We start from the raw sequence: 23,162 nt of genomic DNA, 5'->3' as shown, positions 1-23,162 counted from the left end.
CTTCATCCGTTCTGTGTAATCAGATACATATAAGCATCTTCAAGAGAAGGGGTCATGGGCTTTATGCCTGAAGGAAGCTTATCTCCGACAACTCTGTACTGGGCTCCGGTTTCTGTTATAAGCCTTGAAGTCACTATGCAATCCTTTTCGATATCCTGACCAGCTTCACAACCAGATTCAAGTATGCCCACATGCCCTGCAGCCTTTTTAATCAGTTCCACCGGGTTTCCGTCAAAGAGGATTTCACCCCTGTTCAGGACAATCAGCCGGTTGCAGATCGATTCTACGTCTTCAATAATGTGAGTTGAGAGGAGTACAAGCCTGTGGTTAGCGTTTTCGGCCAGGAGATTTCGGAATCTGACCCTCTCAGCCGGGTCAAGGCCCACAGTAGGCTCGTCGACGATCAGAAGTTCGGGATCGTTTAAAAGCGCCTGTGCAATTCCAACCCTCTGCTTCTGCCCCCCTGAGAGAGTCTTTATTCTGGTATTTTGCTTCTCGGAAAGCCCGGTTTTTTCTATGCAGCTTTCAATCCGCTCTTTTTTTTCGGGGCCGAGACCTTTTAAAAGCGCCATATAATCCAGGAACTGGTATACGGTTAGTTCCTCATAAAGGCCGAACTCCTGGGGCAGATATCCAAGCCGGTTCTTAAGGTAATTCTCGCTTTTGCCTATGTCCATTCCGTCTATTTTTATTGACCCGGCCGATGCAAGGAGCTGCCTGACAAGGATTTTCATAAGGGTGGTCTTTCCTGCCCCGTTTGGCCCTATTAATCCCACCATGGAAGGAGGCCGAAGCTCGAGATTGATTCCTGAAAGCACGGATTTTTCCGGTCCGTATGCTTTTGACAGGTTTTTAATTTCAATTTCCATTGTTTATTCCCCGTTCCCCTGAATAAGATAAATTGAACTATCAGGTTTTCCAAACATCCTTATCACTTTATTATTATTCCCATAGTTTATTTGAAGGGATCTTACCTGAATATCCTGACCCCTATCTATATTCTCGCAAAAATACAGTACCAATCCCATATTGAGGTTAGATTCACGACTGAATTCCAATCTGAAGTAACATGCTTTCGCTTATGCCAACAAAAACGAAAACAAAAATAATTGTGGACATTTTATACTCTGATTATAAATATATTACTATAAAATGCCATGTACGAGAAATGCTTTAACATCATTCACGATCAATAGCAACTTCCGTTTTGTATTCTGATTCTATATTTTTTCCATTTCTCTTTTCACTTTTTTCTCTTCCGGAGCCCATAAGCAAGAAACGCAATTCCGGCAATAAGGATTACAAACATAGACAGATAGGCAAAAGCAACAAAGAATCCGAATCCAAGTCCGGCACTATAAGGTTCTAAGGCTTTAATAGATAGAAAAATAACTCCCGTAAGAGCTATTAGCCAGGAGCCAAAGACAAGGGCCCTGTCTTTTATTTTTATCAGAAGTATTAACAACAGGATTAGCATTGCAGCAATGGCGATCTTGGGGAAATAAATGGATGCAGAACTCTCGAGGCCCTTTGTAAAGAACATACCTTCTTCTCCATGTTCAAAAGCATACAGTGTTCCCTCAGTTGAAACGAGGTATAATTTGTCTTTGTAAAGTAAGGGCTTCGAGACATCGTATCCTTTTATTCTGCTACTGCTCCATACGAGTTCCCCGGTGCTGGAATCAAAAAATTGTATACTGCTCGAATCCGTACAGTATATGAATTTATCGCTAATCACAGCTTTGAAAAAACTCACATTTGAATCGGAGTACTCATTCAGAATTTCACCTGATTCAGCATTTAAGACACTACGATTTGAATAACCAACAAATAATTTGCCATTTGTTACTTCAACAACATTCTCAAACCCCCGGTTGTTTGTTTTCCAGGCTTCTTCTCCGGATTCAACAGACAATGCAATAATACTCCTCGGTCTCGAAGCATAAATCAGGTCTTTGTAAAGGAAGGGTTCGAGACGTAAATCCTTGCCTAAATAGACAAATTCCCATTCCACATCTCCTGTATGCGCATTGAGCGCAATTATGCCCTCATCATCAGGTCTTTCCTGGTATCCGAATACCACAAGATTTCCATTAGTCACAACTCTTGACAGTTCATAACCATAGCCTTTAGCTCCAGCATCGCTTATGTTGAGTCCATACTCCCACTTCAAAGCTCCGTTTTCCGCATCAATAGCAGACACATACCTGTCGTAAGGCGTACTGATAAACAGGGTATTTCCAAATACAACGGGTATGCCCCGGCGGGTATTTGGATATTCTTTACTCCACACTATTTCCCCGGTTTTTGCGTCCAGTGCATCAATATTTGAAGAGTGTACGGCGAACAAAACTCCGTCTTTATACTCCAGGTCAACGCTTAGTTTATCATCCCATTCTTTACTCCAGAGTACGGCGCCTGTTTCCGCATCCACGGCTATAATAATAGCATCTCCAAAATCCTCTCTAGCAATATAGAGGACGCCGTCCGCAGCAAGTGTTACCCCAGGAGGTGTCTCATACCCGAGCTCCCAGGGCAATTCATAAGTCCAGGCAACTTTCAAAGGCGGTTCTATGGTTACAGGTTCGATTTCTTCTATTTGAAGCAAAAGCCCGTGAAACTCAAAATCGTCATAATTACTGCCGGCTGCATTACTTCCGGAGATGATTTTCAGGGTATTATTCCCGGGATTAAAAAGAGTTGGATGTATAGGAATTTTGATTTCCACTTCGGAGGAATCCGGAGTTTCTGCCGGGATATAATCGTTAAGGGCACCTGCATATACCTCGTTAAGGTACACTTTATCTAAAAATTCGTCTGTTGATGCCGGAACAACACTTTTGACCGACACTATAAGTTCTGCGTTTTCGATATTCGCTGAAGAGTTAAGGATAAAAGTTCCTGTGTAAACAAGACTTTCCGGTTCAGCCGGTGTTAATTCTTCTTTAAAATCATCACCAAGGTGGTGGTGTTCGGTGTCGAGAATTATTTCAGTTGCTGAAGCATCTGATATGAAAATAAATAAAGAAGCAAATAATAATAGAGTGACACATAACAAATTTTTCATCACAGGACCTCTCAGATTTATTCCAGTTCCCTTACCATATCGAGGAACACGAGTCTCTTTGCTTCCTGTACAGGAATAAGGTAGCCGTCGACCTCGTCAAGTTTGGGATTTGCAGGGTCTACCCCATATTTTTCAATGTAATCTTCCCTTGCTTCCTCTATTATTTTTGACATCTCCTGCTCGCTTATTACCACATCATAATGTTCGCCTTCTATCGCACCCTCCGGCGGTTCTCCTGTCTCACTGGCTATGACTCTAAGATCACTGTAAAGAATAGTGCCTTCCAGATAATTTGGAAGTTCTCCCCTCGCAAATTTGAGGTCATTTTCCGTAATATTGTATTCTTCGTACATCTCTTGCAGTTCCTCATCCGTATAGCTAATATTGCCGGAAAGAACTACATCAGCGGCTGCTTCAACCTGTCTTTCGTAAAATATCCCGAAAATTCCGATGACACACAAAAAAAATACGATTACTGCTACCCATATTTTATTCATGAAAGACTCTCCACGGATCAATATAGAATAAAATCAATTACATTACAAAATTATAAAGAAATATTATATCATATAATATTTCTGTGAAAAATCAAATATTGTTATATTCTAATATAATTAAGTAAGATCAAATTCAATTTCCACTCTTTGTTTGATGGAGTGGAGAGCAAAAGACAAATAATTCCTATATTTAAAAATAAAGGGAGTTGAACTATAGTATTCAAACGAGAAATCGAAAAACAGGAGATGAATTACAGAAAGGAATAGGGAAACAAATATGAAATTTAGAATATCTGCACTGGTTATGGCAGTATTGCTTGCAGCCGTTTTCTTTGCACCGACTGAGGGCACACAAAAAGCTGCAGATAAGGGGGAAGAGGAAGAAGATACAGAAGAAAAACCTGCGTATGCGCCCTGGTTTAATGAAGGCGACCCCTGGTTTGCTGAAGGTGATGAATTAAACCGGCTCAGCACTGATGAACTTCGTGCCCTTGCCGAAAAGAACGAGACTGTAAGGAAAATGCTCGAAGAGGACCAGAAGCTTAAGCCAGTCCGGATCGAAAGTCTTGAGGATATCGAGCACCTTCCGGAAAACTATCCTGAAGAATTAAAAAGACAGATGATCGAAGATTATCTTTCGAGGCAAAACCTCTCGGAACAGCAAAACAACAGTTCCGATGATTTCCCGGAACCACCAGCTGGTGAAGTAAACGAACCAACAACAAATGATGCTAACGAGTCAACAACAAATTGAGATCGTGCGCAGGCAGCTACAGAGGAATAAAGAGAACAGCTTAGCTTTCCTTAAGGGATGAAGACAATTTTGACCCGGCTTGATCCTGATTCCACGAAGGAGAATGGCAAAAATGTTACAAAAAATATCCACCCGGGCTTTAGCAATGGTCTCTTTAGTAATGTTGATACTTGTTACAATTTTGTATTACATAAAAGAGTTCTTTTTTCCGGGGCAAGTTTCTTCTTTTATGCTCTTTAGCCAATTCGTGGGCGGAGTGTTTTTTGTCCTGCTGATAGTGGCCGTAGGCGCTCTAAGCATATCAGCCTTCAAACTCGTTTTCAGGCATATTAAAGGAAATTAAACAAACGGTTAGATATTGTATATAAATAAAAGCTAAATGTGAAAAAGGGGTTTGGGTAACTGAAAATAAAAAACTGCTTTTCACTGGAATTCGTTTTACTGATATTCTTTTTAATGATAATACCCGCAGGTACCGCTGCAGCAGCTACGGGCATCACTGTGGATGAAAACGGAGGAGCAGACTATACCTCCATACAGGAAGCTGTAAACCATTCTAAATCCGGGGACACCATTCTCGTTTTCAGCGGGATATATACGGAAAATGTGGACGTGAACAGGGAATTAACCATAATCTCAAAGTCCGGAAACCCGGAGGATACGATTGTCCAGGCAGCCGACCCGAGCGATCATGTGTTCCATATGACGGCAAGTAATGTTACAATTAGCGGCTTTAACGTTACAGGAGCAAACAGTGCCGGGAAAAGCCGCGAGCCTTGTGGGATATACCTTGATGGAAGATCCGAATTATTCAGGGCCCCGGAGGAAAATGTGGATGATGGGGTAAATGAAGGAGTTGATGGAGAAGTAAATGGAGGAGTGAACGGGGGAATGGACGGAGAAGCAGATAGCGGAGTTTATGCCTGCACCCTCTCCAACAATAAAATATCCAACAACATCCTGGGCATTTTCCTGGAAGATGCCGACAACAACACCCTGAGCAATAATACCGCGTCGAATAACTATATCGCTATCTTTCTGGCTGCATCTGACAGCAATGAACTGAAGGGCAACTCCGCGTCGGACAATAAGGGCGGAGTCTTTATGTTCGGAGGCGCAAACAACGCATTTAGCGAGAACAGGATTTCGAAGAGCGGGACCGGTTTTCTGCTGGAATATTACAGCAGTAATAATATTTTTATCAACAACACCGCCCTGGACAATGAAAACGGCTTCTATATCCGGGGCGCCGAAAATATCACACTGATAAACAACAATGCAAGCTCGAACAATGAAACCGGGATCTGCCTGGACTCCTCCTCAAATAACAGCCTGGAAAGCAACAGGGCAGACCTGAACAGGAAATACGGCATCCATCTCAACCATTTTTCCTGGAACAACGAGCTTAAAAACAATACCGCTTCAAGGAACGAGAACGGGATCATGCTGTATTATTACAGCGAAAACAATTCCCTGACAGGAAACACTGCAAACCTTAACAGCAAAAACGGGATCTACCTGAACGAAACCTCCGGCAACACCCTGGAAGCAAACACTGCAAACTCGAACAACGGGCACGGGATCTATCTCAAGTCTTCCACCTTCAACACGCTCAATAACAACACCGTAAGCTCAAACAGCCTTTACGGCATCTACCTTGACCCCTCGAATAATAAAACAGTGAACACAAGGATAGTGACCGAGGATTTCAAGTACTGCAGGTTCCTCGAGGACTCCAGCAACAACAATACGGTAAGCGGGAATTACCTGAATGGTAATAGTGAAGCCATCGTGGCAAATGGTTCGGAAAACAGCATTTACGATAACCATTTCAATGGCAAAACAACCCCGGATACTCCTTTTGCTTCCAGGGTAATGACAATAATTGGCAGGATAAGGGATTTTTTATTAGCTCCCCAAATTCCGGCGAATTGATTTTATAGAAATGCTGACCATTTCGCGAAAAGGGAAGTTTCCGGAGTCCGACCGAACCTTAACAGTTTACCCGGAGATACTATTCCGTGAATCCAGAAAATAAAAAAATATTCAGGCCAGAAAAATCCGGTCGTAAACGGATATAACATCATTCTAACGTTTTTACAGGCCATAGCCTGCTTTCCTTTCCACTAACCTTCCATACAGGTTTGCAACAAATATCGAATTTGTGAAGAACATTGCAGGTATGCCCACAAGTACAATTGAAAGGACTGCAAATATAATAAAAAGAGCATACTGTTTCAGTACGGTAATGATATATTCCCCAAGGTTGTCCCTGACGACGTTCAGGATGTCAAACTCAAAGAAAGACTCAACGGTCTGTTTCCTGAAGAAATTAACGGCAAGCATAGGGATCACAAAGAACCCTAACAGCAGGTTGACAATGTTCCCCAGGGTTTCATTAACATACATTGTAGCAAGCAGTACAACTGTATATGCAATGTAGAAAGGAAGAGACTTCAGGAAAACCATAAACCCGAGTTTCAGGTCTTCCATAAAATCGAGTTTAATAAGCCCCTCATACCTGCCCTCAATAAATTCATTAACGAGCCTTACAACGTAGCCGAAAAGTGCAAGCCACCCTATTATGGGAATAAATAACAAGAGTATGTAAAGAAGCCTTTGCGGCACTTTGAACGGATATTTAACAGCTTCAGAAAAACTTATGGTTTCTATAATAATCACCAGATATAGTCCTATTTTGTAAGTATATAAAACTTTGTAAAAATAACGCTAGAGTAATATATACTATCACATAAATTAATTTACAAAGACACCGTCCCTTAAAAAGTAAAGCCGAGAAGTAACAATCAGGAAGTATAAGCAAACGAAAATCAAGATATAAGTAAACGAAAATCAAGAAAAATGGAGATACTTACTGTAAAAGCCTGTTCGTAACTGAGCTAATCCCAAAACCAGCTTTGTTCCCAAATCATTAACGTTTTTAGGACTGTTTTTCTATGAGCAAAAACTCGATTAAATGTTTGAAATAAGGGACTTGGAGACGTCATTTTGAGTTTTGGGATTAGCTTAATGTATGCTTGTAAACAGTCTGAATTTGATTTTTGAAATGGAAAGCTTTCAGATATGGGTTTTTTCTAACCCCTCCGGATCTTTGCATAAATTTGTTGAGATGAAAAACTTGCCCCGGTTATTTTTTCTTTTTATCTTTTTCGAGCATTTTCTTTGCTTCCTTATCGCCGGAAGAAGCTTTTTTCTGCAGATTTTCCATTTCTTTGCGAGCTCTGGAGTTAGAGATCTTTTCCATATCTTTCTTAGCCATTGCCATATAACAAACCTTCAGCGAGACTGCTTATGCAACCTCTTCGTAATGTTTATGCAGCTTCAACTCTTTTATATATTGCTGCAAATATGGCGCATAAGTGTTGAAAATATTTAATAGTTTCTGTCCGGAAGGAAAAACTCAAATAAGGCAGATTAAAATAAGAAAAATGAAGAAACTGGATAATGAGAATATCCAGGACCAGACTTAAAAAGAAGGGTTTTGGAATATACATTTACGGATTAACTGCATTGGGTCATAGAATCAGGGATTTTCAAGCCCTATAAGCATAAATATCCCTATTAAGAACAACAGAATCGGAAGGAGCACAGCTACTGCAGCCCTTTTTGTGCTAATGTTATGGACATGCTTTCCCCCAATGGTTTGCAGATAGGGTGTGTAAATGATGGAATGAAAAATAGGTACGGAATCAAATATTCCCGGAGCCTCGGCATAGGCAACAAGTCGGTAAGTCCCCTGATAGCTGCCAGTGCCTCCAACAAGTCTGAATAATATATGGAGTATTGCTCCATAGATAAAGTTCAATAAAATAACACCAATTACTAGCAAGAGAAGGCCGGACAAAAAAGAAACGTTGCCTGCTTCCCATATTACATCCAGGTGAGGATCAAAGATCCTGCCGACTGTGGATGTGAGCAAACCTGCAACCAACGTATTCATGGCTGTAAAAACAACAGGATCTGCATAACCTCCTTTTTTTGGCATCTCTCGGAAAAATCGGTCAGGACTGAAAACGACCTCTTTCCATGTATCTATGTAACTCATCTGGATGACCAACTCCGGCAAATAAAGAGTAAACTATCTTATAAAGGATTCAGTAGCTCGAAAATTTTAGAATATTTGATAATGTAAGCAAGTATTGTGAGTAATCTAAGTATCACTACAAACAAAAGAAGTTCTATAAGTACCTTATTCGGATATTTTTTTCTTTTCCAGATAGTTATTTGAAAGCAGTAAAACTGAACAAAAAATAGAAGGAATCTAAAATTGGCTCACCTACCAGGAGAACATTTTTTCAGGAAAATGAATATAGAAAAGAAAATTGGAATTGATAACTCCCTGCCTGAAAAGATAATCTGAACAGAGAATCCACACGAAATGAGAGCTGTGCGTCTGCGTAAACGCTACGGTCTGATTTATAAAGCTGAAGAGTGGCGAAAAAGAAAGCACGCAAGAAGTTTCTGCAGGAAATGCGAAGGGTCAAGAGAACTTATGATAGAAAAGTTTGAGTCTAATTCTAATGTTTCCGGTTGAAAAAAAATCTTTCTCAACGAGCATAGTAGATAGGGAGATTAAAAACAGATAAATTACACAGTAATTGAGAAGATATTTTCGGGACCGGGTTTTTGAAATTCCCGGCCCCTCTCACAAATGTAAGACAAAAAGGAAAAAAGTATCAAAGGATTATTTTTTCTTTTGCTTTGCAAGTTTCTTCTTTGCGTCCTTGCTACCTGCGGCAGCTAGTTTTTCCAGCTCTCCCATCTTTTCTTTCTTAGCGCTCTTCTTCTTATCCATATCTTTTTTAGACATTGCCATTGTATATACCTTCATAATATTTGGTGAAATCGCAATACCTGTACATGCTACTGAAGTACAGTGCCGAAACAGATACCATCGTAATCTATTATTCTCAGTTTTAGAAGTATTTATCATTTTCCCGCGAAAGGGAAACTCTTTGATCTGGGCGTGAGTTAATGGGTTAGAAACTGGCTTTATAGATCCCAATAAGGGTAAAAATGAGCCCGAAAAGAGGATTAAAGAGAAAAATAATTCCCTCCAATCACTCTGATGGGGTTACTGCCCTTCCTTTTCTTTCCTGTATTTGCACATTGCCCTGACGAGGCCCTTGAACGGGGGAGACGGCCTTCCCGGTCTTGACCTGAACTCCGGGTGGAACTGAGAAGCAAAGAAGAAACGCTTGTCAGGAATTTCGGCGATTTCCATCCGGTTTTTGTTTTTGCCGGAAAAGACTATGCCAAAGGGTTCAAGCCTGTCCACGAACTCGGGGTTCACCTCATACCTGTGGCGGTGGCGCTCAACAATATAATTGGTGCCGTAGAGCTTTGTGGCAAGGGAGCCTTCTTTAAGGATGGCTTCGTAATCTCCAAGACGCATGGTGCCGCCCATATCCGCAACTCCGGTCTGCTCCGGGAGGATGTCAATGACCGGGTAAGGAGTATCTTCATCAAACTCCGTACTGTTTGCGTTATCCAGCTTCGCCACATTTCTTGCAAATTCGATCACCGCAAGCTGCATGCCAAGGCAGATTCCGAGGAACGGGATATTGTTTTCCCTTGCATATTTGATTGCAAGCATCTTACCTTCAGTCCCGCGCCCGCCAAAGCCTCCGGGAATCAGGATGCCGTCAACCTGCATGAACTTCTCAACTTCTGCAGGATCGTCTTCCAGAGTCTCGGCCTCAACCATCTTGACCTCAACCCTGCACCCATTATCTATTCCACCGTGCTTGACAGCCTCAAGTATACTCAGGTAAGAGTCCTCAAGGTTTGTGTATTTGCCTACAATTGCCAGCTTGACCTCGTCGGTTGTGGACTTCATCCTTGCAACCATCTCTCTCCACCTGTCATCTTCAATACAGGAATCAAGTTTCAGGTGCTTCATGAGCTGGGCGGTCAGTCCCTGCTCTTCAATGACAAGAGGCACTTCGTAAATATCGTCTGCATCATAAGCGCTGATAACCAGTTCCTGTGGCACGTCGCAGAAAAGGGCAATCTTTTCCTTGGCGCTTTCCTGAAGAGGAGTCTTTGACCTTGCAACGATTACTTCGGGGCTCAAACCAAGAGCTCGGAGTTCCTTCACCGAATGCTGGGAAGGCTTGGTTTTCTGTTCGCCCTGAAGGTCTTCCATAACAAGGGTAACGTGGATAAAGACAATATTTTCGGAAGGTTCTTCCCTGTGCATCTGGCGGACAGCCTCAAGGAAAGGCATGCTCTCAATGTCTCCTACAGTACCTCCGATCTCAACAAGACAGACATCAGCCCCGCTCCTGGCTGCAACCTTTCTTATTTTATTTTTGATCTCGTTTGTAATATGGGGAATGATCTGGACGGTCTTTCCGAGGTAGTCTCCTCTTCTCTCCTTGGCGATTACTTCCTGGTAAACCTTGCCTGTGGTGAGGTTGTGGTCTCTGGTAAGTTCCGTGTCAAGGAACCTCTCGTAGTTTCCGAGGTCCAGGTCAACTTCTCCTCCGTCCCTGAGAACAAAAACTTCCCCATGCTGGTAGGGGCTCATGGTGCCTGCATCAATATTGATGTAAGGGTCGATCTTGATGGCCGTAACTTTATATCCTTTGTTTTTCAGGTTCCTGCCGATGGACGCGATGGTGATGCCTTTCCCAAGCCCGCTCATCACCCCACCGGTAACTACGATATATTTCATGGGTAAGCTTCCTTGATAATTTTTCTAATAGAAGGTTTTAGATCAAAAGATCCCTGTGAACTTTAGACTAAAAAGCAATCAGATGAACAACATATACAAATGATTCACTTCAATTCTTGCGTACGAACACAATACCAATATCTTCATGATATAAAAATTACTCTCTAATTCCAGGAAAAAATAATCTCAAATCGCAAACGAAAACCAAAGCAGGATTACAGCAAACGATAAACAGAGCAAGCTTACAAAAAAGCTAAAAAAAGAACTCATGAAGCTCGATTAAGAATTAAAACAAGAAGGAAATTCAGATAAGCGAACTTATCTGAGGACCTCAGTTAACTTATAATTTTATTTTCCTGAAAGTATGATTTTTGCCGAGGATATATTTCATCCACTTTAGCCAAATATATTTCATCCGGACTGCAAAATGATATATGAGCCCGGTTTCCCTGGGTTGCTCAACCGTCTTCCATAATTTTTAGCAGGATGTAGGTTGTACAGGTCACAAACAGGATTGAGAATAAGAGGGCCTGAGCAAAACTGACACTGAACTGGAGTCCAGCTGGCAGAATGAAGTAAAGGAAGAATAAGAATACAAGCAGTAAAAAGCCTCCAAAAGCCAGGGCTAGAGGAAGCCTTTCGTTCTGTCCCATACCTTTTCGAGTCTTTTTTCCTGAAGTGGGTGAAAACCCTCCCTTAAAATTCCTCCGGAAGGGAGATGAAATCCCGCTAAATCCGCTTCTGCTTCCGCCCCCTGTCCTTGGACGAGATATTTTTATTACAGGTTCCACTACGGAAGGCCTTGAGGGCTTTAACTCTTCCGTGTCTTCTTCCCTTTTTGTAGCCTCATCCTTTGAGGGCTCCTGCGGCTTTGCCTCAGTCCCTGCCTTTCCGAGATGGACTGGAAAACCTTTCTTTTTCGAGCCGTAACCTGCAGTGATATAAATATGACCTTTTGTAAGTACCCTGCCTTCCTGTGGGATTCTTGCAACTGCAGAAACGTATTCTTTCTGGAGCACATAGGGGTTGTCCCGCAAAAAAGTGATCTGGCCTTTTAGTTCTTCACTCACTGAAAGGTGGATATGAGTTGGAGACCCGTAGTTTGTAACCAGGATTTCGAAAGTCTGCTCTCCGCCTGGATAAAGAGGAATCTCAATGCTTTCGTTTTCAAACTCAATAGAGTTTATTTCCTGCCGGTTAATGATAACATTCTGGAATATTTGCTCCAAGTTCAACCCTCACATCATTTCCTGAGGTCCGGAGGAAGCAAATTCGGAATCCCCTCATCTATGGGATAATGCTCTTTACAGACAGGGCAGTAGAGGGTTCCGGATATGACCTCTTCTTCGTTTTCTTCAACAACGTTCAAAATCAGATCGCCCTTACATATAGGGCAGGCCAGAATATCCATAAGATCTTTTTTCACAAAAATTCACCATCAAAGCCACTTTTGCGATAGGGGAAACAGAATTTTACATTTAGCGGGGATATTTTAAGGTCCTGTACTCAAATGATCCTGATTCTTATTTATCCTTCATTCTCAGACATGAGAACCTTATCCTGCTATTTACATTTAATTCTTATATATTCGCCAGGGTTATTTACTTATATCTTTTGTGGACCTGGCATTCTTTCGCAGATCTCGTGTTCCTGATCCTTGCTATTTGGTTTTCTGATGCCTTTATCTTCAGGCATCGATTTATTCCTGACGATTCCTATTCATTGACTTATTTATATATTCCATTGACTTCTCTTTTGACTTATTTATATATTCCATTGACTTCTCTTTTGACTTATTTATATATTCCATTGACTTCTCTTATCCGTATCCTTTGATCCATGTTATGCAGGATACTTATTTTATTCAGTAATCTTCCTTCAATTCATCTTCCTATTTTAATGTGATCTAAGTATCAGGTAATCTATCATTTTTCAGGCTATTTATTAGTTGAGTTTTTAGTACATCTGCCTGAAGGAATAACTTCAAATATATATTCACACATTGCGTTTTTTAAAAAAGTATATAAAATAATAACATTTGGTAGTCCTAAACATTTGGTAGTCCTAAATAATTTTATCAACTTAACAAATTGAGCTTCAGGAACAAGATCAGGTTTAGCTCAACTTATTTTAGGATCACGCGGTAGTGGATGTACAGTGCATTATGCCGTCTCTTGGAGGACTTACCGGCTGCTACCGTACAAAATTTATATCCACATCTCCAAAAGCCGATTTCCCGGGAACTGTGAGAATGGAATACCATGAAGATGAGGCTTATGAAACTGCAAAAGAAATTGTAAGGGCAGCCGTGGAAAATTTCCCGAACCGGAACCGCGAAAAGGTAAGTATCCCGGAAGAAAAGCAGGAGTGCATGGTCGGTTTCAGTGTCGAAGCAATCCTCAATGCCCTTGGAGGAAGCCCTGACCCTCTCATCGAGGCGATTGCCGGAGGTCCGGTGAAAGGAATCGGAGCGGTTGTTGGATGCAATAATGTAAAGGTCCAGCACAATTACGGGCATGTGAACCTTGTAAAGGAGCTGATCAAGAATAATGTCATGGCAGTGACCACCAGATGCAATGCGATTGCCTGTGCCGAAGCCGGGCTTCTTGTGCCGGAAGCTGCTGTTCTGGCAGGAGACGGACTCAAAGGCATCTGCGAAGCCCTTGGCATTCCTCCTGTCCTGCACATGGGTTCCTGTGTTGATATCAGCCGCATCCTGGTGCTTGCCTCGGCAATTGCAAACCGCCTGGGTGTGGATATAAGTGACCTCCCCGCTGCCGGTGCAGCCCCTGAATGGATGAGCGAAAAAGCAGTGAGTATAGGGGCTTACGTTGTTTCTTCCGGAGTGTTTACCGTTCTCGGCACGATCCCCCCTGTCCTTGGCAGCCAGGCAGTTACGGCTCTGCTGACAAAAGGCCTGGACAGTGTTGTTGGAGCAAGTTTTGCAGTTGAGCCTGACCCCTTCAAAGCTGCAAACCTGATGCTTGAGCATATTGAAGGAAAAAGAAAGGCATTGGGCTTGAAGTAAGGGAGGCATTCACAATGAAAGACGTGATAATCCGGCCTGAACGCTGCCTGGGCTGCCACTCCTGCGAAGTTGCCTGTGCTGTTGCACATTCTAAGAGCAAAACCCTCTTTTCGGCTTTAGGAGAAGAACCAGCCCCAAAAAAACGCATCTCTGTTGAATACATCTCTGCCCTTGAAGCCTCCGTGCCGATCACCTGCCGCCATTGCGAGGATGCTCCCTGTGTTTCGGTTTGCCCCACAAAAGCTCTTTCCAGAGACACAATTACAAGCACTGTAAGCCACAACCCGGAACGCTGCGTGGACTGCTGGACCTGTTCTACGGTCTGCACCCGTTTTTCTTCTCTGTACCAGTTAATTCTTGCTGCAGGGTGCTGGACCTCTTCCATGGCCTGCAATTATGGAGTGATCGGCAGGCGGACTGAAGAGGGGACCGTGATAAAATGTGACCTCTGCGAGGGCAGGGAGTTGCCTGCCTGCGTGGAGGCCTGTCCCACACATGCCCTTGTGTTTTCGGAGGTAGAAAGGCGTTAAGGAACAAAATGCACTGAGGCTTCCCTGAAATCTCCAGGGTGAATCAAAACTACGCTGTCAGACCCCTACGCCGGCAGACTTCGTTGAAGGTAACGGGGTTTTGTTCACGCCACGCTTTAATTCTGCAAAAGGAGATCATAACCTGATATGGAGTATAATGTCGAGGTAAAATATCAGGTACGTTCCATCTTTTGCCATGTTTGTCCCTGTTTTCTAACAGGAAACTTGCTGCCTTTAGCTCATTGAGTTCCAGGATGATATATATAAATGATTATTGCAATATTGACATAAAGAACCGGAAAAGAAAAAGGGGAGTCAGGTATGAACAGTAATATTTACAGGAAGATAATGGTTGCAACCGATGGTTCGGAACTCATCAAAAAAGCGGTTGATACTGCTGTTGAAGTCGCAAAACTAAGCGAGGCAAAACTCTATGCCGTATATGTTGTCTCTTCGGGAGGTGGGTCGATGGCTCATCCTAGAGATTTGGGGTGGGAAAAAGCAATGAAAGAGCATCTCACTACCGAAGGAAAGGAAGCAACAGCTTATGTCGAAACCGCAGGAAAAGCTGCGGATGTTGAAGTTGAATCCGTTATCCTTGAAGGAAGTCCTGCGCATGAGATTATCGATTTTGCAGAAAAAAATAACATGGACCTTATCGTAATGGGAACACTCGGCAGGACAGGAATCCAGAAGTTTTTGCTGGGAAGCGTGGCTCAGAATGTGGTGAGGCATTCCCGGAAAGCCGTACTGGTTGTAAAGGAAATGGAAGCAAAGTAAAACTAAATGCAAAGTACCGGAAATAAATGTAAAACTAAATGTAAAACGCTAAATACCGGAAATAAATGTAAAACTAAATGTAAAACGCTAAGTGTAAAACGCTAAGTGTAAAATGCTAAACGTTAAAAAACTAAATATAAAAGCTAGGATTTTTCAGGGCAGGAGCCCTGGATTTTTTCGGGATAGATTGATTTACCTGCCCGGCCCAAATAACTTTCAATGATAGGACTTTTTCTCAACGTACTTGACTTTGCGCTTCCGATACTGTTTATGATTTTTGTGGGGCTTATGGGTACCAGCGTGCTTGTGGAACTCGGCCTGATGCAGAAGGTCTCAAAATTTGTAAGCCCTATTTTTGCCTATACGAACCTGCCAGAAACCTGTGCTTCAGCTTTCGTTGTGGCAATAGGATCTGCTGTTGCTGCAAACAGTATGCTTTTTCAGGCCAAAAAGGAAAACTGCCTTAACGACAGGGAGACCGTGCTCTGTTCAATGATGAATGCAACCCCTGCCTATTTTCGTGAACTCTTCACCTATCAGATTCCTATCGTGCTACCTGCGCTCGGTCTCGTAGTAGGGGGATTTTACTCTTTTGTATTTGTGGTCACTGCAGTGTTTAAGATCCTGGTAATTGCGGTTGCAAGCAAGCTTTTTCTTAAAGGCAATTCCTGCAGAGCCCCTGAAACTCGGAGTACGGAAAAAGTGTCTTTGAAGACCGCGTTTAAACGTGCGTTCAAAAAAGAGTTAAGGGTTTTTCTGAAGATTGCGGGAGTTTACCTTATAGCAACCACCATCATCTTTGTCCTTCAGGAGCAGGGAGCTTTTGAGATTTTCAGTGTGCTTCCCCTTGCCGAGCTTTTTAAAATACCCCCGGAGACAATTGTCCCTCTGACAAGTTACGTTGCAAGCCCTATACTCGGAATTTCACTTCTCGGTCCCATGATCCATTCAGGAGAGATAACAAATGTGCAGGCAATGATTGTGCTTATGCTTGGCAGTATGTTCATGCTCCCGATTTTTGCCATCCGCAGCCAGCTCCCAAAAAAAGTAGCTATTTTCGGGACACGCCTTGGAGTCCAGATTGTTGCGTATTCTACGGCAATAAGCATATTTGTAAGGCTTGTAATTTTGTTATTACTGCTGAGTATGGCTTCCTGAAGCACCAGGAATTGCATAAGTTCTCTAAAACAGTATAAGAACCGAGAAGAGCAGATTGAGAATAGTACCGGGTATCCCGGGCAAATAGAATTTTCCAGGACAGTGAAGGTTACCCTTAGCAGGGAAGTGTTTCCTGAGAAAGACTTATTCATAGGGCAATGTTTAAAAAAATATGAGAAGAGCTATTCAAAGGAAAGAAAAATATACAAAATCGAATTCAAGTTTACTTGCATAAACTTACTAAAAATATAATGAGCAAATCAGTGAACGGGGGTTTTTGGAGGAGGTTAAAATATGTTGGATTTGAATATGAGCAACAATATCTGATTTTGAGCTTTACCCGTTCACCAAATACTTCAGAGGATTAAGCCATATATAAGCGTTTTGGCACATAATTAGGATAATGCCTTTTTGTGCCATAATAAATAGAAAATCACTAAGTTTCGAGAGTTTTTATCCTGAAATGGTATATTAAAAGAATTATTAGCGCATAAATAAAGGAATCCGGGTACCTTTAAAAAAATAAAACGGTCTAAGGTAGAAACAAAAGGAGTAAAGAATCTCTGCCAAAGATATTTCGTAAAATGTATTTCAGTTCTAATACCAAAGGACGGTATAAATCACTTAAGATTATATGGAAAAGCGACGTATAATAATTAGAATAGTATAAATTTGGATCGCATATAATGTGATGCAGGTATAACTGACACGCACATATGCGCCGATCAGATGGGGGTCTGTGCCGGATAATACTTCAGAAAGCCGGAGCTGATCACAGGCTAACAGAAAAATAAGACCGGAGAATAAAAAAGAGGAATTTGGTATGAGAGAGGGAACTTATACAAAAATAATGGTTGCAACCGATGGTTCGGAACTCGTCAAAAAAGCGGTTGATACGGCGATTGAAATTTCCAGGCTCAGTGGAGCTAAACTTTACGCTGTATATGTGGTAGTTCCGACGACCCATTCTGCCAGGGACTTTGGCTGGGAAAAGGCTGCCATGGAGCACTTCAGGAATGAAGGAAAAGCAGCTACGCGTTTTGTGGAAGATACCGCAAAATCTACAGGAGTAGAAGTGGAATCTGTACTTCTGGAAGGACACCCCGCAGATAAAATAGTAGAATTTGCGGAACAGAACGGCATCGAAATGATTGTGATAGGAACACTAGGGAAAACCGGACTCGACAGGTTCCTGCTCGGGAGTGTAGCTGAAAACGTGGTGAGGCATTCAAAGACACCTGTACTCGTGGTAAGAGGCGAATTCCCGAAATAAAGTAAAGTCTACATGAAAAATGCTCTTTTCATTATTTTTCAAATTTTTTATTTCGTTCTCTTTTTTATTTCGTTCTCTTTTTTCGACGAGCCGCCAGACAAGCTGGTGGAGGTACCATATTTATTTTGGATTCAAAACAGACTTTTGAGATCAGGCTAAATATTTATCGAGTTATGTGAAGGCGTTTTCTAGAATTTCTCTATAGAACCCGAGTAGTTAAAAGAAATATAATAAAATTGACCTGAAATTTACCTGAAATTGACCTGAAATTAACCCGAAATTACCAGGATACGTAGAAACCGGATCAAATTTTCTGAAAAAAAGTTGACCTCAGGAGCTTACTCCAATATTAAGTTCTTAACAACACGAGGTTAAGTTCTTAACAACAGAGCCTTTGAGGTCAAAAAACTTAGCTGCAGTAATTTAAGATATTAACTCTTATCCTATTACACTCATGCCGGAAACCCGGATTGAAGGCGTGATTATGCCTCCGACCTTCCTTACGTCAAAGCCTGCACCTGTGATGTTCTTCAGGAGTTCGAAGGCGTTGCCTGAGATCATGAGGGATTTTATAGGCTTATCCAGGGCTCCGTCCTTGATTGTGAAGGCATTTCTGGCTTCTACGGAAAAATCCCCGGAAATTGAGTTTGCAGTATGGGCGCCGATAATCGTGTTTACGAAAACTCCGGAGGTAGTATTTGCAATAATATCTTCCTGCGGGTAGTCGATAACAAAGTTCCTGAGCCCTACTGAGGGAGGGCTTGTATAGGAGGACCTTGAGCCGTTTCCTGTGCTTTTCACACCGGCTTTTCCTGCGGTATAGCTGTCATATAGGTAGGTTTCAAGCACACCGTTTTCAATAACTGTGGTATGCTGTGAAGGAACACCTTCATCATCCGAGGCCGAGGTATCTATGCCTGCTTCAACCAGCCCGTCATCGTAAATGCTCAGTTCCGGGACAGCGATTTCTTCCCCGAGCTTCCCTATAAGGCCTGACCTTCCTTTTTGCACGTTGTCTGCGTCAATCGAAGGGGCAAGGGCTTCTTCAAGGATGTCCGAGAAAGCAAAAGGATGAAAGATAACATCGGTTTTCTGCGGCTCTATTTTTATTCCGCCCCTGGATTTCAGGGCAAGATCGGAAGCATTTTTCCCGAGCGCAAAAAAGTCAATGTCAAGGGAACGGGAAACCGCAAAGTCATAGGCTGTAGAGGTGTCCCCGTTTACGGTTATCACATCAACAAAACCGGAAACTGCTGTGGATTCTTCTTCAATTTCGATCCCGTTTGTGTTCAGGATAAGCTGCCTGCTCTTTGAACGGGTAAAGCCGCCTGAAGTAGGGAGCGTACCTGGCATCTCTTTTGTTCCTTCAACAAGTTCTACGGCATAGCCAATGCATTCTTCAAGTTCAAGAGCTTCAATCTTTTTATCGAAGATGCCCGAGACCTGAGGGTATTTTCCGTTAGAAGGAAGGGCTACCCAGTCAGGATCATTTTCCCGGACCCTGGCTTCTGCAACCGCAATCTTTACGGCGTTCTCGAGGTCTCCTGCAAAGTTGGTGCTGGCAAAGCCCACTGCACCGTTTACAATGGCACGGATTCCCAGGCCTTCCGAGAAACGGTCTTTAGCGTTTTCAAGTGAATCCTTTTTGAAATTGACGCCTGTTGAATGGTTTGCGGCGTAATAAATTTCAGCTTCTTCAGCCCCTGCTTCTTCTGCCAGTTTCAGGGCTTTTCTTGCAAGCTCGTACACTTTCAGGCGCCTCCTATAAGGGCTTTTGAGATTGCAATATGAGGAGAACCATCAGACACAGGCACAAGCTGTCCGGATTTTCCACATCTTCCTGCAGTCATTTTCAGGTCATTTCCCACATGTGTTACATGGTTCAGGATCTCAAGAGTATTCCCTGAGAGGGAGACATCCCTTAAGAGCCCGGAAAGCTCCCCGTTCTTTATAAGGTACCCTTTTTCGGCGTTGAACTGGAATATGCCTTCTCCGGTGTTTACCTGTCCGCCTCTTGACCCTACAAGGTACATGCCGTCTCTGACGTCCTCCAGCATCTCTTCAAATTTAGAATCACCGTTGTCAATGAAGGTATTGCTCATCCTGACAACAGGCATGGAATAGCCCTGAGCCCTGCAGTTTCCGGGAGTTCCCCCGAGTTTGGCTGCGGTTTCCCTGGAGTGAAGATAGGAATTGAAAACCCCGTCCCTGATTATTTCGGTCCTTTTTGATTCGGAACCTTCGGCATCAAAGGGATAATACCCGAATTCATGCAGAGTAGGGTCATCTATCATCGTTATCAGCGGGGACGCAATCTGTTCTCCGATTCTGTTTTCAAGAATGGAATCCCCTTCAAGCACAAGGTCGGCTTCCGAAGCATGTCCTACAGCTTCGTGGGCAAATACTCCTGCAAGTTCCTGATCAAGCACTACAGGCATTTCTCCACCTTTAGGGGTTTTAGCCTTCAAGAGCTCAATTGCGGTCTTTCCTGCATTTCCGGCAAGTTCGAGGACGTTTTCTTTCTCAAAAAGCTCATAACCATACCCGAAACGGCTTTCTCTACCTGCCTGGTAGACGCCGTTTTCCGAAGCAACGGCAGAAACTGCAAAACCGACATTCAAAAGTTCATATTCACATTCCAGACCTTCGGAACTTCGGTACTGGACTTTAAATTCGGATTCGAGATACATTACCTTTGTACTGTGAACGCCTGCAATCCTTGCATGCTCTTCAATACTCTTCAAAAGGTCTACTTTTTCTTCAATTGCAATGTCTCTCGGGTCGATCCTGACTTCAGGAAGGTCCTTTACATCAGGAGAACTTACGGCTGCGAGTTCGACTTCTTCTTTAGGGGTGCTCGCATTCATAGAAAAAGCAAGTTTTGAGGCAGCATCAACCCCTCGCTTGAGGTCGATATCCCCTTCAACAGCCGTATAACCCCAGGAACCTCCGCAGAGGGCCCTTACTCCGGCCCCCCTTGTGAAGTTTCTGGATATTTCTTCGATCTTTCCGTTATCCAGGATGACAGAAGTGGAACTGCCTTCTATCACCCTGCAGTCATAAAACTTTATGTCCTGCATAATGCCTTTCATAATTAGTTCCTGCACCCGAAGAGGTTCATGGACTGTACGGAAGCGGGTGATACTTCCGGAATATCGAAACTTAGTTTTGTAATATTTTTGAGTTTTTCGATAATTGTGTTCTTTTTTGGGCCCACAAGGCTGTGTTCCATTACTTCCGCAATAGAGGAAACAGGAATGATCTGGATCTTATCCCTGTATGCCTTTTCAACAAGAACATCTGCCTCATTGGCTTTTGGGATAATGACTTTCTTCATGCCGGCCCGGGCTGCAGCTTCGATCTTGTAGGTGACCCCGCCAACAGGCAGGACATCTCCCCTGACAGAAAGAGAACCCGTCATTGCGACAGTCTGGTCCACAGGGATCTTTTCGATCGCAGAGATTACGGCAGTTGCTATGGAAATCGATGCACTGTCCCCTTCCACGCCTTCATATGTCCCTACGAACTGGATGTGGACATCGTGGCGGGAAATGTCCGTGCCGGTCATGTTCTTGATCACGGCAGATACATTCTGCACCGCTTCTTTTGCAATGGTCTTGAGCTTGCCCGTTGCAATAATTCGCCCTTCGGCTCCGGAAAGAGCAGGAGTGACTTCGGATACTATGGGAAGCACGATTCCTGAATCTCCGCCCATAACTGCAAGCCCGTTGACTCTACCCACAGCAGAACCTTTCCTCATGAAGGACTCGTAGTCCCTGCGCTGTTCGAGGTAGCTGTCTGCAAGCTGCTGTTCGATGGACCTTGCGATCCTCTTTGCCGCAAGCACATGCTCGGAAGTTGTAATTGGAGCCCCTTCGGAGTGGGCAATGTCTCCTGCAACACGCACAAGCCCGCCAAGGTCACGGAGCTTCAGAGTAAGGTGGCCTTTCCTGCCTGCACGCCTTCTGGCTTCCCTGATTATATCTTCTACTGCACCTTCGTCAAAGTGAGGGATGTGCCCGTCCCTGACGACTTCCTGGGCAACGAAGCGGACAAGTTTCTTCCGGTTTTCGGGACTGTCTTCCATGGAATCTCTCATGTAGACCTCGTACCCGTAGCCTTTTATCCTTGACCTGAGTGCAGGGTGCATTTTCTGTACTGCATCCAGGTTCCCTGCAGAGACCATAATGAAGTCGCAGGGTACAGGCTCGGTCTTAACAAGAGCTCCCGAGCTTCTCTCGGACTGCCCGGTAATCGGGTATTCCCTTTCCTGAAGTGCAGTCAGGAGGCTCTGCTGGGACTCAAGCCTGAGAGTATTGATTTCGTCAATGAAAAGCACCCCTTTGTGGGCTTTGTGGATGTCTCCGGCTTCTACCCTGTCGTGTGCAGGGGTCTCAAGCCCTCCAGACTGGAAGGGGTCGTGCCTGACATCCCCAAGCAGAGCTCCTGCGTGGGCTCCGGTTGCATCGATGTAGGGTGCGTGCTCCTTGTCATAATTTGAAACCGCCATTTTCGGAATCATCATTTCCTCTTTGGGAAGGAACTGGCGGGTTAACATGAGAATCATAATGCCTGCAATGATACCCCAGAGCAGCTGGGCGACGAAGTAAGAATAGATGATAATACCCAAAACAAAGAGCATCATAAGCATGTTCCGGGCCTGGGCTTTCTTTCTTGCCTCCATCTTGTGAGCCATGACAATTTCTCTGCCCTTCCCTGCAGGAACCTCTCTGATCTTGGGATTGTTAAGGTCTTCCAGGTTAGGATATACAAGGATATCCTTGAGCTCTTCTTTTGGGAGAAGCTCTGCCATTGCTTTTGCAAGCAGGGACTTTCCTGTTCCCGGAGTCCCTATCATCATGATGTGCCGTCTCTGGCTGGCAGCCTTCCTTACGACTTCCACTGCATGTTCCTGTCCCAACACCTGGTCAATAAGAAGTTTTGGGACCTCTATGTTTGAAGTGTCTTCAAACTGGAAGCCTATGTCATCTTCGTCTATTTCATCACTTAACTCAGACTCGGCCATGACCTGAGTAGGCGCATCCTTCGTCTGGTCGGCCGCAGACGTGTCTACTTTTGGGTCAGCTTCATCCACTTCAGGGGATTTCCTGTCCATATTTGGAACAGTCTCGTCCACTTCAGGGGATTTCCTGTCCATATTCTCCGAAGACCCGTCTATGTTCTGATTATTATTATACACCATGGTTAGCTCACATATTAGAACGTTATTGGATAGACGTTATCTGATCGAGATTATATACTTGACGCTTTTGAAAAAACAACAAACTTGATGGTAGAATAATGGTCAAAAACGGCTGCTACAATAACATACTCCTGAAGTTACTGTAACCCCAACCGTACTTCGGCTAATTATA

The 23,162-nt window shown here is 43.4% G+C and carries 21 protein-coding genes; 8 read left to right on the top strand and 13 right to left on the bottom strand.

Going from position 1 to position 23,162, the window contains the following annotated elements:
- Nucleotides 1–2: 2 nt before the first annotated feature.
- The 3 genes from EO98_RS00485 to EO98_RS00475 all read right to left on the bottom strand — a co-directional run bounded on the left by EO98_RS00485 (nucleotide 3) and on the right by EO98_RS00475 (nucleotide 3,564).
- Nucleotides 3–869 (bottom strand): ABC transporter ATP-binding protein, encoded by an 867-nt coding sequence (locus tag EO98_RS00485; protein ID WP_048142699.1) that lies wholly within the window; start codon nucleotides 867–869, stop codon nucleotides 3–5.
- Between the two features lie 374 nt (nucleotides 870–1,243).
- Complete coding sequence (locus tag EO98_RS00480; RefSeq protein ID WP_048142697.1) at nucleotides 1,244–3,067, bottom strand: PQQ-like beta-propeller repeat protein; 1,824 nt, start codon at nucleotides 3,065–3,067, stop codon at nucleotides 1,244–1,246.
- A 17-nt stretch (nucleotides 3,068–3,084) separates the two neighbouring features.
- Nucleotides 3,085–3,564: a hypothetical protein gene (locus tag EO98_RS00475; RefSeq protein ID WP_048142695.1), complete on the bottom strand. Its 480-nt coding sequence runs from the start codon at nucleotides 3,562–3,564 to the stop codon at nucleotides 3,085–3,087.
- A gap of 277 nt (nucleotides 3,565–3,841) precedes the next feature.
- On the opposite strand from EO98_RS00475, the gene EO98_RS00470 reads away from it, so the two are divergent.
- The 3 genes from EO98_RS00470 to EO98_RS00460 all read left to right on the top strand — a co-directional run bounded on the left by EO98_RS00470 (nucleotide 3,842) and on the right by EO98_RS00460 (nucleotide 6,253).
- On the top strand, nucleotides 3,842–4,318 hold the full coding sequence (locus EO98_RS00470; protein WP_048142693.1) for a hypothetical protein: 477 nt from the start codon (nucleotides 3,842–3,844) through the stop codon (nucleotides 4,316–4,318).
- Between the two features lie 103 nt (nucleotides 4,319–4,421).
- Nucleotides 4,422–4,661 (top strand): hypothetical protein, encoded by a 240-nt coding sequence (locus EO98_RS00465; RefSeq protein ID WP_048142691.1) that lies wholly within the window; start codon nucleotides 4,422–4,424, stop codon nucleotides 4,659–4,661.
- Between the two features lie 113 nt (nucleotides 4,662–4,774).
- Nucleotides 4,775–6,253: a right-handed parallel beta-helix repeat-containing protein gene (locus EO98_RS00460; RefSeq protein WP_048142689.1), complete on the top strand. Its 1,479-nt coding sequence runs from the start codon at nucleotides 4,775–4,777 to the stop codon at nucleotides 6,251–6,253.
- Between the two features lie 162 nt (nucleotides 6,254–6,415).
- Here the strand turns inward: EO98_RS00460 and EO98_RS00455 are convergent, their stop codons facing one another.
- The 7 genes from EO98_RS00455 to EO98_RS00435 form a co-directional block, all read right to left on the bottom strand.
- Nucleotides 6,416–7,000, bottom strand: a complete 585-nt coding sequence (locus EO98_RS00455; protein WP_235283849.1) for a DUF4013 domain-containing protein — start codon at nucleotides 6,998–7,000, stop codon at nucleotides 6,416–6,418.
- 466 nt (nucleotides 7,001–7,466) lie between these two features.
- Nucleotides 7,467–7,604, bottom strand: coding sequence for a hypothetical protein (locus EO98_RS18075; RefSeq protein ID WP_156160967.1), 138 nt, complete (start codon nucleotides 7,602–7,604; stop codon nucleotides 7,467–7,469).
- 258 nt (nucleotides 7,605–7,862) lie between these two features.
- Nucleotides 7,863–8,384, bottom strand: coding sequence for a YIP1 family protein (locus EO98_RS00450; RefSeq protein ID WP_048142688.1), 522 nt, complete (start codon nucleotides 8,382–8,384; stop codon nucleotides 7,863–7,865).
- Between the two features lie 639 nt (nucleotides 8,385–9,023).
- Nucleotides 9,024–9,155 (bottom strand): hypothetical protein, encoded by a 132-nt coding sequence (locus tag EO98_RS19360; RefSeq protein WP_255350243.1) that lies wholly within the window; start codon nucleotides 9,153–9,155, stop codon nucleotides 9,024–9,026.
- A 258-nt stretch (nucleotides 9,156–9,413) separates the two neighbouring features.
- Nucleotides 9,414–11,018 (bottom strand): glutamine hydrolyzing CTP synthase, encoded by a 1,605-nt coding sequence (gene pyrG, locus EO98_RS00445; RefSeq protein WP_048142686.1) that lies wholly within the window; start codon nucleotides 11,016–11,018, stop codon nucleotides 9,414–9,416.
- 458 nt (nucleotides 11,019–11,476) lie between these two features.
- Nucleotides 11,477–12,247: a hypothetical protein gene (locus EO98_RS00440; protein WP_048142684.1), complete on the bottom strand. Its 771-nt coding sequence runs from the start codon at nucleotides 12,245–12,247 to the stop codon at nucleotides 11,477–11,479.
- Between the two features lie 14 nt (nucleotides 12,248–12,261).
- Nucleotides 12,262–12,444 carry a methytransferase partner Trm112 gene (locus EO98_RS00435; protein WP_048134791.1) on the bottom strand — a complete coding sequence of 61 codons (183 nt, stop codon included), beginning with the start codon at nucleotides 12,442–12,444 and terminating at the stop codon, nucleotides 12,262–12,264.
- A gap of 720 nt (nucleotides 12,445–13,164) precedes the next feature.
- On the opposite strand from EO98_RS00435, the gene EO98_RS00430 reads away from it, so the two are divergent.
- The 5 genes from EO98_RS00430 (at nucleotide 13,165) to EO98_RS00410 (ending at nucleotide 17,787) form a co-directional block, all read left to right on the top strand.
- Nucleotides 13,165–14,046 (top strand): hypothetical protein, encoded by an 882-nt coding sequence (locus EO98_RS00430; RefSeq protein ID WP_255350247.1) that lies wholly within the window; start codon nucleotides 13,165–13,167, stop codon nucleotides 14,044–14,046.
- Between the two features lie 14 nt (nucleotides 14,047–14,060).
- On the top strand, nucleotides 14,061–14,576 hold the full coding sequence (locus EO98_RS00425) for a 4Fe-4S dicluster domain-containing protein (protein ID WP_048142681.1): 516 nt from the start codon (nucleotides 14,061–14,063) through the stop codon (nucleotides 14,574–14,576).
- Between the two features lie 321 nt (nucleotides 14,577–14,897).
- Complete coding sequence (locus EO98_RS00420) at nucleotides 14,898–15,356, top strand: universal stress protein (RefSeq protein WP_048142679.1); 459 nt, start codon at nucleotides 14,898–14,900, stop codon at nucleotides 15,354–15,356.
- Nucleotides 15,357–15,575: 219 nt separating this feature from the next.
- A complete protein-coding gene (locus EO98_RS00415) occupies nucleotides 15,576–16,514 on the top strand; it encodes a nucleoside recognition protein (protein ID WP_048134795.1) in 939 nt (312 codons plus the stop codon).
- Nucleotides 16,515–17,337: 823 nt separating this feature from the next.
- Nucleotides 17,338–17,787 (top strand): universal stress protein, encoded by a 450-nt coding sequence (locus EO98_RS00410; RefSeq protein WP_048142677.1) that lies wholly within the window; start codon nucleotides 17,338–17,340, stop codon nucleotides 17,785–17,787.
- A 438-nt stretch (nucleotides 17,788–18,225) separates the two neighbouring features.
- Here EO98_RS00410 and EO98_RS00405 read toward each other — a convergent pair whose 3' ends face one another.
- From EO98_RS00405 to lonB, 3 genes are read right to left on the bottom strand one after another with little or no spacing between them, the layout of a single operon-like run.
- Complete coding sequence (locus tag EO98_RS00405) at nucleotides 18,226–19,536, bottom strand: TldD/PmbA family protein (protein WP_048142674.1); 1,311 nt, start codon at nucleotides 19,534–19,536, stop codon at nucleotides 18,226–18,228.
- 2 nt (nucleotides 19,537–19,538) lie between these two features.
- Entirely contained in the window at nucleotides 19,539–20,879 is a 1,341-nt protein-coding gene (locus EO98_RS00400; protein ID WP_235283840.1) for a TldD/PmbA family protein, read from the bottom strand.
- 2 nt (nucleotides 20,880–20,881) lie between these two features.
- Nucleotides 20,882–22,990 carry an ATP-dependent protease LonB gene (gene lonB, locus EO98_RS00395; RefSeq protein WP_048142669.1) on the bottom strand — a complete coding sequence of 703 codons (2,109 nt, stop codon included), beginning with the start codon at nucleotides 22,988–22,990 and terminating at the stop codon, nucleotides 20,882–20,884.
- Between the last annotated feature and the right edge of the window lie 172 nt (nucleotides 22,991–23,162).

The sequence above is a fragment of the Methanosarcina sp. 2.H.T.1A.6 genome, assembly GCF_000979455.1.
In the GTDB taxonomy this organism is placed as follows: domain Archaea; phylum Halobacteriota; class Methanosarcinia; order Methanosarcinales; family Methanosarcinaceae; genus Methanosarcina.
The sequence above is the reverse complement of the archived record's forward strand: the minus strand, read 5'-3'. Positions and strand labels throughout refer to the sequence as shown.

Excerpts from the sequence above, each read along its gene's own strand:
- pyrG (WP_048142686.1), bottom strand. The coding sequence starts at position 11,018 with ATGAAATATATCGTAGTTACCGGTGGGGTGATGAGCGGGCTTGGGAAA.
- EO98_RS00400 (WP_235283840.1), bottom strand. The coding sequence starts at position 20,879 with ATGAAAGGCATTATGCAGGACATAAAGTTTTATGACTGCAGGGTGATA.
- EO98_RS00465 (WP_048142691.1), top strand. The coding sequence starts at position 4,422 with ATGGCAAAAATGTTACAAAAAATATCCACCCGGGCTTTAGCAATGGTC.
- EO98_RS00410 (WP_048142677.1), top strand. The coding sequence starts at position 17,338 with ATGAGAGAGGGAACTTATACAAAAATAATGGTTGCAACCGATGGTTCG.
- EO98_RS00485 (WP_048142699.1), bottom strand. The coding sequence starts at position 869 with ATGGAAATTGAAATTAAAAACCTGTCAAAAGCATACGGACCGGAAAAA.
- EO98_RS00450 (WP_048142688.1), bottom strand. The coding sequence starts at position 8,384 with ATGAGTTACATAGATACATGGAAAGAGGTCGTTTTCAGTCCTGACCGA.
- EO98_RS19360 (WP_255350243.1), bottom strand. The coding sequence starts at position 9,155 with ATGGCAATGTCTAAAAAAGATATGGATAAGAAGAAGAGCGCTAAGAAA.
- EO98_RS00425 (WP_048142681.1), top strand. The coding sequence starts at position 14,061 with ATGAAAGACGTGATAATCCGGCCTGAACGCTGCCTGGGCTGCCACTCC.
- EO98_RS00420 (WP_048142679.1), top strand. The coding sequence starts at position 14,898 with ATGAACAGTAATATTTACAGGAAGATAATGGTTGCAACCGATGGTTCG.
- EO98_RS00475 (WP_048142695.1), bottom strand. The coding sequence starts at position 3,564 with ATGAATAAAATATGGGTAGCAGTAATCGTATTTTTTTTGTGTGTCATC.
- EO98_RS00470 (WP_048142693.1), top strand. The coding sequence starts at position 3,842 with ATGAAATTTAGAATATCTGCACTGGTTATGGCAGTATTGCTTGCAGCC.
- EO98_RS00415 (WP_048134795.1), top strand. The coding sequence starts at position 15,576 with ATGATAGGACTTTTTCTCAACGTACTTGACTTTGCGCTTCCGATACTG.
- EO98_RS00480 (WP_048142697.1), bottom strand. The coding sequence starts at position 3,067 with ATGAAAAATTTGTTATGTGTCACTCTATTATTATTTGCTTCTTTATTT.
- EO98_RS18075 (WP_156160967.1), bottom strand. The coding sequence starts at position 7,604 with ATGGCAATGGCTAAGAAAGATATGGAAAAGATCTCTAACTCCAGAGCT.
- EO98_RS00460 (WP_048142689.1), top strand. The coding sequence starts at position 4,775 with ATGATAATACCCGCAGGTACCGCTGCAGCAGCTACGGGCATCACTGTG.
- lonB (WP_048142669.1), bottom strand. The coding sequence starts at position 22,990 with ATGGTGTATAATAATAATCAGAACATAGACGGGTCTTCGGAGAATATG.